Raw genomic sequence first — 12,654 nt, forward strand, 5'->3', positions numbered from 1 at the left:
GTTTTTCCGCTTGGTGTGGTGAAGGTGAGTGTTCCTGGGTGGGGTTGTTCGATCTTCCAGGTGCTTCGCTCTTTCAGTAGGTTGTGTTTCTTGCAGAGGGCGGCGAGGTTGCCGTGGCTGGTTTCGCCGTGGTCGGTGTGGCGTTGGGTGTGGTCGATTTCGGTGCGTTCGGCGGGTTCTTCGCAGCCGGGTTGTCGGCATTGGCGGTCGCGCAGTTGGATGTGGCGCTTCAGCGAGGGTGGCGCGAACCTGCGGTGGCTGACTTCCAGGACATGGCCTGCGGGGTCGGTGAGGATGCGGCGCCAGGTGCTGTCGTGGGTTAGTTCGCGGGCGTGCTCAGCGGTGATCGCGCCATACCCGGACAGCTCACCCGGCTGCTCGGTCAACCCGGCCAGGGTGGCCATCGGCACCACCACATTGGTGGCGATAACAGGACGCTTGATGTCCTTGCCCACCACCAGGTCGATGAACACATCCGCCCGGCACTGCTTCAGCGACCGGTCCCTGGTCTTGCGCTGCTTAGCCAACGCGTCGATCTGGTTGAACGCGGTCAGCGCTTCGGCGGCGTCCAGGGTGATCTTCAACTGCGCCAGGCCGTCGGGCAGGTCGACCATGGTGATGCCACGCTCTTCCTCGCGGGCGCGCTGGCGTCGTTGGTCGGCGGCTGTGACGTCGGCGCGGGTGACGGTGTCACGCACCGCACGCCGAAACCGGGAGTGATCAGCCCTCGGCCCCCGTTCCAACACCCGCTGTTCCACCCACCGCGCCTGGTCATCCGACAGCACCGCAGTCTGTTTGGTCATGGTGGCGGCACGGTCAGCGTCGATATCCCCAGCCTCCAACGCAGCCAAGGTGGCAGGCAACCGGTTGACCATCTCCTGAGCCTGCAACAGTTTCGCCAACGCCACCCGCGGACTCACCCGGGTCTCGATAGCGATCTCCTCGGCAGCGCCATCCGCAACCCGAATACCGTCCCGGTTGGGTGGTGACAATTCCGCGAACCGCGCCAACAAGCAAGCGTCCTCGGCGTCGAGTGAAGCGCGTACCCGGGCGTTGCGGGCAAGTCGGGAAAGGACTTGCTCGCGATCCATGGAGCGCGTTTCGAACATACGTCCAGTGTATCAGAAACAGCGTGACGAAGCAGAAGAAAGCCACGAAAGAAAAGCAACCCGTCCCCGGGCGAAGGCTCGATTTTACTTGGGGTAGCGGCGCGCTTAAACTGTCCGGTGCGGGGAGGCCCCTCGCGCCACGAAGGATAAATGATGCGGAACGATGGGGGTCTCCCCGGCTTCCTCCCCGAGCGCGCCGCAGGGGCCCCAAGTCAAATCGAGCCGTGGCGGGCACCGAAGAACCCTGAAACAAAAGAAAAAGCGAAAGAACCAAGCTGGAAAACGAAGCAAAAGAACCCAGCTGGAACCCAAAGCAAAAGGAAAAGAGTCAAGCTGGAAGCCGAAGTCAAGGAAACGCACCAGAGCCTGAAGCAAAAAGAAACCCGTCGCCACCCGAAGCCAAAGAAGCCAAGCCGAACCCGCCACCCCCTGTGACCTCCATCATCCTTGTACCGATCGGTCCAAAGAGCTATCGTCGAAAGACCGATCAACGGAGGCGCGCATGGCCACCCACCGCGAAGCAGTCATCGTCGACGTCCTGAGAACCCCAGCAGGCAAAGGGAAACCAGGCGGCGCCCTGTCCCACGTCCACCCGGTCCACCTCCTCGCCGACGTCCTCAAAGCCCTCGTCGACCGAAACGCCCTCAACCCCGCCCTCGTCGACGACGTCATCGGCGGCTGTGTGACCAAAGCGGGAGAACAGGCCATAAACCCCACCCGCACCGCAGTCCTGGCGGCAGGCTTCCCGCTTTCGGTGCCCGCGACAACCATCGACCGCCAGTGTGGCTCGAGCCAACAGGCGGTGCACTTCGCAGCCCATGCCATCCAGGCCGGAGCCGCGGACGTCGTCATCGCGTGCGGAGTCGAGTCGATGTCCCGCGTGCCAATGCATTCCGACGCCCAAGGCGCTGACCACGTTGGCCCGCGAATCCCGGAACGCTTCCCGGGCGGACTCATCGGGCAAGGTCTCTCGGCCGAGCTGATCTGCGCCCGTTGGGGCCTGGACCGCGCCGAACTCGACGAGTTCTCGGCGACGTCCCATCAACGCGCGGCGGCCTCGCAGGAACTGTTCCGGCCGGACCTCGTCACTGTCGCCGAGGCCCCGGACCTGACCACCGACGAAACAGTCCGCCCAACGACCACCGTCGAAGGGCTCGCCGCCCTAAACCCATCCTTTGTGGACGAGAAAGCGGCCGGGCGGTTTCCGGAGATCGACTGGAAGATCACCCCGGGCAACTCGTCGCCGCTGAGCGATGGCGCAGCCGGAGTTCTGATGATGAGCGCTGACAAGGCTGAGCAGCTCGGGTTGTCGCCGCGTGCTCGCGTGCACGCGACGGCCGTTGTCGGCGACGACCCCATCGTCATGTTGATGGGTGTCGTGCCCGCGACGCGCGCTGTGCTCGACCGTGCAGGTCTTACCGTCGATGACATCGATCTCTTCGAGGTCAACGAAGCCTTCGCGCCTGTGCCGGTCGCCTGGATGAACGACCTCAAGGTCGAGCACGAACGGCTGAACGTGCACGGCGGGGCGATAGCGCTCGGTCATCCGCTCGGCGCCAGCGGCGCGCGCATCATGACCACGCTCGTCGGCGCGCTGGAGCATCACGGTGCCCGCTACGGGCTTCAGACGATGTGCGAGTGGGGCGGGATGGCCAACGCCACGATCATTGAACGGGTCTGAAATGGATCGAACGGTACAAACCGGCCGGGTTGTCTTGGTGACCGGTGCGTCACGGGGCATTGGGGCAGGAGCCGCTCGGCAGTTGCTCGATCGGGGCGTTCGGGTCGCCGGTACGTATCGCACCGGCCGGGAGAACGTTGAGCGGCTAGGGCCCGCCGACCAGGTGCTGCCGGTTCATCTCGACCTTGCCGATCTGGACACCGCCGAGGCCGCGATCAAGGCCGTCGACCAGCGCTGGGGCCGGCTCGACGCACTCGTGTTGAACGCCGCGGTCTGGAACGGCGGCAAGCTCGCCACAATCGACCTCGACGCCTGGTGGAGCGTCATCGACGCGAACCTGCGCAGCACGGCGGCGATCGTGCGCGCGGCGATTCCCTGGCTGGTTCGAGCGGAGAACCCCAGTGTCGTGATCGTTGGATCCGCGGTTGGTTCCATCGGCTTTCCCGGCGACACGGCGTATGCGAGCGCGAAGGCGGCGGCCGTGGGGTTTGCCCGGTCGCTGGCCAAGGAGCTGGCTCAGGACAGGGTCCGGGTCAACGTGCTCGCGCCCGGTTTCGTCGACACCGACATGACGTCGGCTATTTCTGACCGCTCGCGCCGCAAGATCGCCGACGCGACGTTGCTCGGCCGGTTCGGCACGGTCGAGGAGATCGCCCGTGCCGCCGTATTCCTGTCCGAAGACGCCACGTTCTGCACCGGCGCGGTATTGGCCGCCGATGGCGGATGGACTCTCTAGGAGGAAACCATGTCCGACGCGTACCTGAAGCTGCGCGCGACCATCTTCGCGACCATCTGGGACGTTCTCGATCCGCTTGAGCAGCAGATCGAGGAGACCGAGAAGATCCCGTACGACATCGTGTTGCCCGCACTGCGGGAGTGCGGTGTGTTCGGGCTGATCGTGCCGCAGGAGTACGGCGGCGCGGGCCTGTCGATGGTGCAGTACCTGCCAATCCTCAGTGAGTTCGCCAAGATCCAGGGCGGGATCCGGGCGATGGTGCACGTGCACAACTCGTTCGCGCACGCCTTGTCCGAGATCGGCAGTGAGCAACAGCGCAAGGAGATCCTGCCTGGCGCCGCGACTGGGGAGAAGTCGCTCGCGTTCGCGTTGACCGAGCCGGGGAACGGCACCGGGGCCGACCTGTCGACCACCGCGCGTCGCGACGGTGACGAGTACGTGGTCAACGGCCGGAAGTGGCTGATCACCAACTCCGATATCGCGTCGCACTTCCTGGTGTTCGCCAAGACATCGGCCAAGGAGGTCTCGGCGCTCATCGTGCCGCGTGACACCCCTGGGTTCACCATCGCGCCGCTGCCCGAGACGATGGGCTGCAAAGGCGCTGAACACGGCGAACTGACGTTCCAGGATGTGCGGGTGCCCGCATCAGCGCTTGTCGGGGCCGAAGGTGAGGGTGGCGCCCACCTCGAGCGTGCGTTGGAGATCAGCCGCGTGTTCATCGCCGCCTCCTCGCTCGGCACAGCGACCAGGGCGCTTGAGCTTTCGCTGAAGTACGCCAAGGAACGGGTGACGTTCGGCAAGCCGATCGGGCAACGGCAAGCGATCCAGCGCTACCTGGCCGAGATGGCGGCGGACGTGTACGCGTTGCGTGGCATGCTCGCCGACGCGGCGGCCAAGTGGGACGACGGCCGACGTATTCCCGCCGAATCGTCGCTGCTCAAGCAGTTCGGGCTGGAAGCGGTCGGCCGGGTGACCGACCGGGCGCTGCTGGTCCACGGCGGCATCGGCTACACGCGCAAGTACCCGATCGAACGGCTCTACCGCGACGCACGGCTCAACTGGCTTGAGGAAGGCACGCCGACCATCCAGTACATGGTGGCCGCGCGGGAACTGTTGAACGGCTACACCTTCCAGGATGCCTTCGACCGCGTCGCCGGGTAGTCACCACGCTCGCCGCAGGACCTCGATCACTTCGGCTTCGCTCGTCACCGGCCTGGGATTCGCCGCTCCGAGCACATCGGCGGCGGATTCCCTGGCGAGCGCGGGCAAGTCCGCCTGCCGGATGTCCAACTCGCGGAGCCTGGTCGGCAGATTCTGGGTGGTGATGAAGCGCCGCAACAACTCCGCCGCGCCGAGACGCGGATCGGCGCCGGTGCCTGTCGCCAGAATTCCGGCGATGACTTGCTGTGGGGCGCGGGTGTACTCGAGGTTGAACTCCAGAACCGACGGCAACAGCACGCACGATGTGATCCCGTGCGGGATGCCAAGCCGTGCACCGAGCTGGTGGCCGAGGCCGTGGCTCAGTCCGAAGCGGACATTGGGCAGGCCGAAGATGGACTCCCATGCCCCGACCTGGCATTGGCCTACGGCATGGTGGTTCCAGGCGTCTTCGTAGGAGGAGGGAAGGTGTCGGACGAGACGGCGCAGGGCGTCCGTGGCGAGCGCGTCCACAACAGGTTGTGCGTCGGCCGAGCAGAGCGCTTCGATCGCGTGGTCGATCGCTTTGAAGCCGGTGGCGACCCACACCGGACGTGGTGTGTGGACGGTGATCTCCGGGTCGAGTATCACCGCACGCGGGGCGAAGCATTGGGCACCGTAGATGTCCTTCACTTGACGCACGGTGTCCGTGACGCCGATGAAGCCGGTGAACTCGCCTGCCGAAAGTGTTGTGCTGACCGAGAGCTGCGGCACGCTCGACGTCCCATCGGCCGAATACGGGCGGCAGGCGAGAAGATCGTCGCGGGTCACCACATTTCTTGTGACGCCCATGGCGATCGCTTTGGTCAGGTCGATCGCGCTGCCACCGCCGATGCTCAGAAGCCCGTCAACGTTCGCGTCGGCTGCTGTCCGTACGCCTGCGAGGACGGCATCGTGGGGCACGTGTGGACGGCTACCGTCGAAGACCGCGGCGACCCGTCCGCCAGTTGCCCGCTGAAGACATTGCTCGACGTCGAATCTGGCCATGAGGCTCGGCGAGGCGACCACGAGCAGCCGGGTCACGCCGAGCCGATCGCACTCCTCGGCCAGCGCGCCGATCGATCCGGGGCCGAAGTGGACAGACTCGGTCGGTGCCGTGGTGAACTTGCCTGCCAGCGGACGGATCTCGCTGTCGCTCATCGTTCAACCTCCGACGCGGCGCTCAGCCCCAGCCCAGTACTTGTCCCGCAGTGCGCGTCGCATGATCTTGCCGGAACCGGTCTTGGGCAGTTCGGCGACGAACTCGACCGATCGCGGCTTCTTGTAGCCCGCGAGGTTTTCCGTGCACACGGCCACCACCTCGTCCGCAGTCAGGCCGTGGCCGTCACGGATCACGACGACGGCTTTGAGCGACTCGCCCCAAGTCTCGTCCGGCACTCCGATCACCGCGACCTCGGCCACCGCGGGGAGGCGGGACACGACTTGCTCGATCTCCGTCGGGTACACGTTGAATCCGCCAGTGACGACCATGTCCTTCTTGCGGTCAACGATATACAGGAATCCGTCGTCGTCCAGCCTGCCCACGTCTCCGGTTGCCACCCAGCCGTCGGCGTCGATCATCTCGGTGGTGGCGTCGGGACGGCCCCAGTAGCCCATCATCGTCTGCTCACCGCGTACGACGATCTCGCCGACCTCACCGCGCGGCACCTCGGTCCCGGTCTCGTCGACCAGCTTGACCTCAACGAACGGACTGACCCTGCCAGCCGACGCGAGCCGCGCCGGAATGGCCCCGCTGTGGTCCTTGGCGGAAAGGCACGCGATGGGGATGGGCACTTCGCTGAGCCCGTAGAACTGGACGAACACATCGCCGAACACCTCGCGCGCACGAGCAAGACGATCGGGAGCGATGGGGGAGCCCGCGTAGACGATGGTGTGCAGCGACGAATAGTCGCCTTGGCGTTGCTCGGCAGCGAGAACGAGCAGGTTCAGCATCGTGGGCGCCATCGGCAGGATGGTCACCCGATGCCGCTCGATCAGCGCGAGCGTCTCGTCGCTGTCGAACTTGGACAGCATGCGGTGCGTCGCGCCCCGCACGAAATACGAAGGCGCGATGTAACCACTCAAATGGCTCAGCGGTGCGACATGCAGCACGAGATCCCGGTCGGTCACCGGCGGCAGTTCGAGCAACTCGCCACGGATCATCGCGGCCCAGTTCGCATGACTGAGCGTCGCGCCCTTGGGCAGCCCGGTCGTCCCGCTCGTGTAGAGGATCGCGGCGGGATCAGCGGCCGTCGGGGTGCCGCGCGGCGCGGGCTCGGCGGCGCGGAGTACCTCCATGTCACTGATCACGTGGCGGAGCGCCGGAAGTTGATCGCGCACGCTCGTCAGTCGCTCCGCCCAAGCGGGGGAGGCGAAGACGACCGAGGCCGTGCAGTCGTTGAGGATGTGCACGACTTCCTTCAGGTGCAGCCGCACGCTCAGCGCGGTGCGCACGAACCCGCCGACGAAGAGCGCCTGCTCGAACTCGAAGAACTCCGGGCAGTTGTCCAGCAGGAGAACTCCGCGATCGCCGGGCCGCATCCCCAGGTTTCGCAACGCACCGATGATCCGGTGGACCCGTTCGCCTAGCTGGGCGTAGGTGAGCTCGTACTCGTCTGCGCGGACGGCGACTCGTGAGGCGTACTGCTGGTACGCCCGCTCGTAGAGGTCCGCGACCGTGACATGCGCTGCGCGCCGCCGATGATCCAACTGCGCTGTACCGCTGAGCATCACTGCACAGTACCCGCTTTGTACCGACCAGTCCACAGTATCGGGCGAGCTTGACTATGGCGCTGGATCAATCGGTACAGGACAGTCATGTGCGGGAGATGTGGACCATTTCCTCGTGGTCGACCACCTTGAGTCGCTGACGGCCGCGTTGCTCACCGAGAGCGCGCTCGTGCGCGTCAAGCTTCAGCCAGCCGTCCCACGTGGTGTACGTGATCCCGCGGGCAACCAGGAATTCCTCGACGGCACCGGGGTGGCGCTGAGGTGCCGAGGCCATGTTGGGCGCGTCAGTGAGAAGGCTGTTGACGGTCTCGGCCGCGTCACCCTTGGTGTGTCCGATCAGGCCGACTGGGCCACGTTTGATCCATCCGGTGACGTAGACGCCCTCGATCTGGTTCTCGTCTATGTCCAGGACCCGGCCGGACTCGTGCGGAACTGTCCCGGACTCGTGGTCGAAGGGCAGGCCGGCCAGATGCGACGGCAGATAGCCGACCGCGCGGTACACGGCTTGGACGTCCCAGTCGTGGAACCGGCCGGTGCCGCGGACGTGGCCGTCTCCGGTCAGTTCGGTGCGCTCGGTTCGCAGCCCGGTGACCACGCCATCCGTGCCGAGCACCTCGACGGGGGAGTGGAAGAAGTGCAGGTGCAGCCGCCGGGGATGCGCGCGGCGGTCGCGGATCGCCCACTCCTGCAACGTCTTCACGACCATGTCGACCTGCTTGGAGCCACGGATCGCGGCCATCGACCCATCGTCGAACTCGATGTCCTCGGGGTCGACGACGACCTCGAAGTGGCGCGAATGGTCCAGTTCGCGCAGCTCCAGCGGCGTGAACTTGGCCTGCGCGGGCCCGCGCCTGCCGAAGACGTGCACGTCGGTCACCGCGCTGCCGTGCAGTCCGGTGAAGACGTTGTCCGGGATTTCCGTGGACAGCAGTTCTTCGGCCGATTTGGCGAGCACCCGGGAGATGTCGAGCGCGACGTTGCCCACGCCGAGCACCGCGACACTGGTCGCGTGCAGCGGCCACGTGCGCGGCACGCTGGGGTGGCCGTCGTACCACGACACGAAGTCGGCGGCGCCGTAACTGCCGTCCAGGTCGATGCCTGGGATGTCCAGCGGCCGGTCCTGAGTTGCGCCGGTTGCGAAGATGACCGCGTCGTAGAACTCACGCAGGTCGTCGAGTTTGAGATCGGTGCCGTAATCGACGTTCCCGAACAGCCGCACGCCCGGTTTGTCCAGCACGCGGTGCAAGGCGTCGACGATGCCCTTGATCCGTGGGTGGTCGGGTGCGACGCCGTATCGGATCAGCCCGAACGGGGCGGGCATCCGCTCGAAGATGTCGACGTCGACCGGAACGTCGGCCTTGCACAGGAAGTCGGCCGCGTAAATACCGGCCGGTCCCGCCCCGACGATGGCCACCCGCAGGGAACGACTCACGAACACCCTCTCCTCACTGACGACATTCACCATGTCGAGAGTAAGGTAAGGCTATCCTTACTTTCATTGTGATCATGATTACGGTCCATCAGGGTCCAATGTGGACCAACGTTGACCGGCGATGAGCCGAAAAGGTGGGGTCGACCAGGGGAAGTGTCCGGCGCTGAGTACGGTGAGCACGTCGGATCGCGCCCGGGGAGGACGCCATCACCGGTCTGGAAGTCATGAAGCTCGGCCAGACAGTGGCCACCAAAGCCGCGGCGGCGTGGTTACGGCACCGGCAGGCCCGCAAGGAGCGCTCCACCTCGCTGACCGAACTCGCCGCGGCGGAACTGAGCGATCCGCTGCAGATCCACAAGATGAACCACCTGGTCGAGAACATCGGGCTGCAAGTCGCCGAGCACCTCAGCCAGACGATCGCCCAGCGGTTCGGCGCGCTGCCGGACTACGAGGTCCAAGCCGCCCTGAACGCGGCCACCGACGCGTTGGATGCCGCCGACCTCTCTGACGACGTGCTCTTCGCCACCGACGCGAACCCTGACCGGCTGGCGCGGTACGTCCGTGACCGCTCGCCGGACCAGGTTCGCAGCGCGGGCTTGTCCGCCGAGGCTGTCCCGGCCTATCAGCTGGCTCTTGACCAAGCATGTCGCCTGCTTGTTCAAGTGCTGCGGCACTTGCCCGCCTTTCCGGCACGCGCGTTGGCCGAAATCCTGACCCGGATGTCCAACCAGTCGGCCCAACTCGAGGAACTCCTGGCTCGAATTCCGCGAACCGGCCTGCACGCTCCCAGCGCAGCCGATCGTGACGGCGCGTTCAAAGCAACGTACCTCGAGTACCTGTCGGTGTCCCTTGACCGACTGGAACTGCTGGGCTTGAGTGCCAGGCAACAGCCCCGCCTCGCGCTCAGCACGGCGTATTTGAGCATGACTGTTTCGGACAACCGGCCGCGTTCACAGCCGGACCGCCCTGAGCGGAACTGGTTCGGTCAGCCCGCCGAACACAGTGGTCACGTCCCTCCGGCTCATCGGCAATCAGCACCTGGACCTGCGGCGAGTCGCCGAATTGTTCCCCAACCTGCACGACTTGTGGCTGTACAACTCGCCGGTCGGCAGCGTCGAGCCGCTTTCCGCCTTGCCGCTGGAACTGCTCGGCGTCTACGGCAACCAGAAGGCTGTGGACCTGACGCCGTTGGCAGGTCGAATGCTGACACTTGGCTTGTCGCGCGACGACAAGCACCTCGGGCTGGAAAACCTCGGCCCTCGCGTGAAACTCAAGTACGTCGAGTGAAGACGTACACCGCCGCCCCGACGGCGATGACGGCCGCGCCGGAAGCCACCGAAGTCCACGGCAGCGTGCAGGCGAGCAGCAAGCAGCCTGCCAGCCCGACCGCGGGAATCACGCGGGGCGGCCGGTTCTCGGCGCGGGTGAGTGTCCACGCGGAGGCGTTGGCGATGGCGTAGTACAGCAATACGCCGAAGGACGAGAACCCGATCGCCGATCGCACATCCGCCACGGCCGCGACCACTGCGACGATCACGCCGATGGTGACCTCGGCTCGGTGTGGCACTCCGAAACGGGGATGTACGGCCGAAAGCGCGGGTGGCAAGTACCGATCCCGTGCCATGGCAAAGGTTGTGCGCGAAACACCCAGGATCAATGCCAGCAGTGAGCCGAGGGCGGCGCAGGCGGCGCCGATTCGGACGACGGGTTCGAGCCAGGGTGCGCCTGCGGCTCGTGCCACCTCTGACAGTGGCGCTGTCGCCTGCGCGAGCTGCTGCGGTCCGAGTATGCCCAGGGTGGCAGCGGCGACCAGTGCGTAGACGACGAGCGTGATTCCGAGGGCGATGGGGACGGCTCGGGGGATCGTTCGGGCTGGGTCGCGTACTTCCTCGCCGAGGGTGGCGATGCGCGCGTAACCGGCGAAGGCGAAGAACAACAGGCCGGCCGCCTGCAACACGCCGAACGGGGTGACGTCGCTGCCAAGGGAAAGCCGGCCGACGGCGGCGTGGTCCGACGCGAAGGCGGTCACGACAACGGCAGCGAGGACAGCGAGTACGACCGCGACAATCGCGCGCGTGAGCCATGCCGATTTCTGTATGCCGCCATAGTTGACCGCGGTCAGTGCGACCACGGCGGCAACCGCGACGGCATGCGCGTGCGATGGCCATACGTAGGCGCCGACGGTCAATGCCATCGCTGCGCACGAGGCGGTCTTGCCGACCACGAAGCTCCAGCCCGCGAGGTAGCCCCAGAACTCGCCGAGTCGTTCGCGTCCATACACGTACGTGCCGCCGGAGGCCGGGTATCGGGCTGCCAGCCGGGCGGAGGAGGTCGCGTTGCAGTAGGCGACCACCGCCGCTACCGCCAACCCCACCAGCAGGCCGGATCCCGCTGCTCCCGCCGCCGGGGCCAGTGCGGCGAAGATGCCCGCGCCGATCATCGAACCCAGTCCGATCGTCACCGCGTCGGAAACGCCGAGCTGGCGGCGCAGTTCTGTCATGGCCTCTCCTGCCGCTAATCCATCAAATCGGGTTGATACATCAAACCTGTTTGATGTACTTTAGGTCATGGCAGTCGAGAAGACACCAGTACCGGTGTTGATGCAGATGGCGGCACACCCGCTGCGGTGGGCGCTGCTGACTGAACTGGCCGCCAGCGACCGCCGGGTGCGGGAACTCGTCGCAGCGGTTGGGGAACCGCAGAACCTGGTTTCCTACCACCTGCGGCTGCTGCGCTCGGCTGGGCTGATCACCGCGCGGCGCAGCAATTTCGACGGCCGTGACACGTATTACCACCTCGACCTTCCCAGTTGTGGCACGGCTTTCGCCGAGGCCGCGACCGCGCTGCACCCGGCATTGGTCCCGGCAGCGTCGCAAGAAGTGACCGGTGGCGCGGTTTTGTTCCTGTGCACGGGAAACAGCGCGCGTTCGCCGATGGCGGAGGCGCTGCTGCGGCACCGCAGTGGCGGCAGGGTCGAAGTAGCCAGTGCGGGCAGCCATCCGAAGCCCGCTCTGCACCCGAACACCGTGCGTGTGATGGGGGAGGAGTACGGCATTGACCTCAGCGGTCACCACACCACGGCGCTGTCAGCCTTGGCCGGCCGCAGTTTCGATTACGTGATCACGTTGTGCGACAAGGTTCGCGAGGTTCCTCGCGACCATGGATCGGCCACCACCGTGCACTGGAGTCTGCCCGATCCGCCCGCCGCGGCAGCGAACGATCACGACAGCTATCCCGAATTCCGCCGCGTGGCGGCGGAAATCGACATCCGCAACCAGTTCTTGCTGAACCTGGTGACCTCAACGGCGAGGAGTGTCCATCATGGCGACAACTGAGCAAGCCAATTTCCGTTACATGATCAGCGATGTGGCCGCGGCCGTGGAGTTCTACACCAAACACCTCGGCTTCACCGTCGACCTCGACGCCAGCCCCGCCTTCGCCTCGGTCAGCCGTGGCCCGGTGCGTCTGCTGCTGGCCGGGCCGAAGAGCTCGGCGGGCCGCCCGATGCCGGACGGCGTCGTGCCGCAACCAGGCGGTTGGAACCGCATCCAGCTCGTCTTCGAGGACCTCGCCGCGGAGGTCGACCGGTTACGAGCCGCCGGACTGACCTTCCGCAACGACATCCTCAGCGGTCCTGGCGGACAACAGATCCTGCTGCAGGACCCCTCGGGCAACTTCGTCGAATTGTTCCAGCCCGCGGCCCGATGAGGGTTCTGGTACGCCGGTTCGGGCGTCCATTGCCGGTACGGACCGTCTTGGGTTGACGCCGGGCTGGCACCTAAGGCGTAAC

General features: G+C 65.9%; 12 protein-coding genes and 1 pseudogene. 8 read left to right on the forward strand and 5 right to left on the reverse strand.

Translation table 11 applies throughout. From position 1 onward, the window contains the following. Positions 1–1,109, reverse strand: a 1,109-nt coding sequence (locus B9C43_RS57440) for an HNH endonuclease signature motif containing protein (RefSeq protein WP_200825425.1), incomplete at its 3' end; no start/stop codon positions are given. Positions 1,110–1,262: 153 nt separating this feature from the next. Between B9C43_RS57440 and B9C43_RS55415 the strand changes: the two genes are divergently transcribed. From B9C43_RS55415 to B9C43_RS05345, 4 genes are all read left to right on the forward strand, one after another. Beyond that, entirely contained in the window at positions 1,263–1,544 is a 282-nt protein-coding gene (locus B9C43_RS55415; RefSeq protein WP_143446132.1) for a hypothetical protein, read from the forward strand. A 67-nt stretch (positions 1,545–1,611) separates the two neighbouring features. Beyond that, entirely contained in the window at positions 1,612–2,790 is a 1,179-nt protein-coding gene (locus B9C43_RS05335) for a thiolase family protein (RefSeq protein ID WP_084424898.1), read from the forward strand. A gap of 1 nt (position 2,791) precedes the next feature. Continuing rightward, positions 2,792–3,526: an SDR family NAD(P)-dependent oxidoreductase gene (locus B9C43_RS05340; protein WP_084424899.1), complete on the forward strand. Its 735-nt coding sequence runs from the start codon at positions 2,792–2,794 to the stop codon at positions 3,524–3,526. Positions 3,527–3,535: 9 nt separating this feature from the next. Then, positions 3,536–4,687 (forward strand): acyl-CoA dehydrogenase family protein, encoded by a 1,152-nt coding sequence (locus B9C43_RS05345; protein WP_084424900.1) that lies wholly within the window; start codon positions 3,536–3,538, stop codon positions 4,685–4,687. Here the strand turns inward: B9C43_RS05345 and B9C43_RS05350 are convergent, their stop codons facing one another. The 3 genes from B9C43_RS05350 to B9C43_RS05360 form a co-directional block, all read right to left on the reverse strand. Beyond that, positions 4,688–5,863: an iron-containing alcohol dehydrogenase gene (locus tag B9C43_RS05350; protein WP_084424901.1), complete on the reverse strand. Its 1,176-nt coding sequence runs from the start codon at positions 5,861–5,863 to the stop codon at positions 4,688–4,690. It abuts the gene before it with no gap. Between the two features lie 3 nt (positions 5,864–5,866). Beyond that, positions 5,867–7,432: a class I adenylate-forming enzyme family protein gene (locus B9C43_RS05355; protein ID WP_084424902.1), complete on the reverse strand. Its 1,566-nt coding sequence runs from the start codon at positions 7,430–7,432 to the stop codon at positions 5,867–5,869. An 85-nt stretch (positions 7,433–7,517) separates the two neighbouring features. Then, positions 7,518–8,864: an FAD-dependent oxidoreductase gene (locus B9C43_RS05360; protein WP_235038443.1), complete on the reverse strand. Its 1,347-nt coding sequence runs from the start codon at positions 8,862–8,864 to the stop codon at positions 7,518–7,520. Between the two features lie 224 nt (positions 8,865–9,088). Here B9C43_RS05360 and B9C43_RS60080 point away from each other — a divergent pair. Continuing rightward, positions 9,089–9,562, forward strand: a pseudogene (locus B9C43_RS60080) (NACHT N-terminal Helical domain 1-containing protein); the annotation flags it as partial. A gap of 304 nt (positions 9,563–9,866) precedes the next feature. Further along, positions 9,867–10,151 carry a hypothetical protein gene (locus B9C43_RS05370; RefSeq protein WP_084424905.1) on the forward strand — a complete coding sequence of 95 codons (285 nt, stop codon included), beginning with the start codon at positions 9,867–9,869 and terminating at the stop codon, positions 10,149–10,151. Here the strand turns inward: B9C43_RS05370 and B9C43_RS05375 are convergent. Continuing rightward, positions 10,135–11,364: an APC family permease gene (locus B9C43_RS05375; protein WP_084424906.1), complete on the reverse strand. Its 1,230-nt coding sequence runs from the start codon at positions 11,362–11,364 to the stop codon at positions 10,135–10,137. The genes B9C43_RS05370 and B9C43_RS05375 overlap by 17 nt on opposite strands. A 67-nt stretch (positions 11,365–11,431) precedes the next feature. Here B9C43_RS05375 and B9C43_RS05380 point away from each other — a divergent pair, with 67 nt between their 5' ends. Next, entirely contained in the window at positions 11,432–12,199 is a 768-nt protein-coding gene (locus B9C43_RS05380) for an arsenate reductase/protein-tyrosine-phosphatase family protein (RefSeq protein ID WP_033385573.1), read from the forward strand. Continuing rightward, positions 12,186–12,572, forward strand: coding sequence for a VOC family protein (locus B9C43_RS05385; protein WP_084424907.1), 387 nt, complete (start codon positions 12,186–12,188; stop codon positions 12,570–12,572). Before B9C43_RS05380 ends, B9C43_RS05385 begins: the two co-directional genes overlap by 14 nt. The last annotated feature ends 82 nt before the right edge of the window (positions 12,573–12,654 follow it).

Source organism: Kibdelosporangium aridum, from assembly GCF_900176515.1.
In the GTDB taxonomy this organism is placed as follows: Bacteria; Actinomycetota; Actinomycetes; order Mycobacteriales; family Pseudonocardiaceae; genus Kibdelosporangium; species Kibdelosporangium aridum.

Bases quoted from the DNA above. Each gene is read 5' to 3' on its own strand.
- B9C43_RS55415 (WP_143446132.1), top strand. From the start codon at position 1,263: ATGCGGAACGATGGGGGTCTCCCCGGCTTCCTCCCCGAGCGCGCCGCA.
- B9C43_RS05335 (WP_084424898.1), top strand. From the start codon at position 1,612: ATGGCCACCCACCGCGAAGCAGTCATCGTCGACGTCCTGAGAACCCCA.
- B9C43_RS05340 (WP_084424899.1), top strand. From the start codon at position 2,792: ATGGATCGAACGGTACAAACCGGCCGGGTTGTCTTGGTGACCGGTGCG.
- B9C43_RS05345 (WP_084424900.1), top strand. From the start codon at position 3,536: ATGTCCGACGCGTACCTGAAGCTGCGCGCGACCATCTTCGCGACCATC.
- B9C43_RS05350 (WP_084424901.1), bottom strand. From the start codon at position 5,863: ATGAGCGACAGCGAGATCCGTCCGCTGGCAGGCAAGTTCACCACGGCA.
- B9C43_RS05355 (WP_084424902.1), bottom strand. From the start codon at position 7,432: ATGCTCAGCGGTACAGCGCAGTTGGATCATCGGCGGCGCGCAGCGCAT.
- B9C43_RS05375 (WP_084424906.1), bottom strand. From the start codon at position 11,364: ATGACAGAACTGCGCCGCCAGCTCGGCGTTTCCGACGCGGTGACGATC.
- B9C43_RS05380 (WP_033385573.1), top strand. From the start codon at position 11,432: ATGGCAGTCGAGAAGACACCAGTACCGGTGTTGATGCAGATGGCGGCA.
- B9C43_RS05385 (WP_084424907.1), top strand. From the start codon at position 12,186: ATGGCGACAACTGAGCAAGCCAATTTCCGTTACATGATCAGCGATGTG.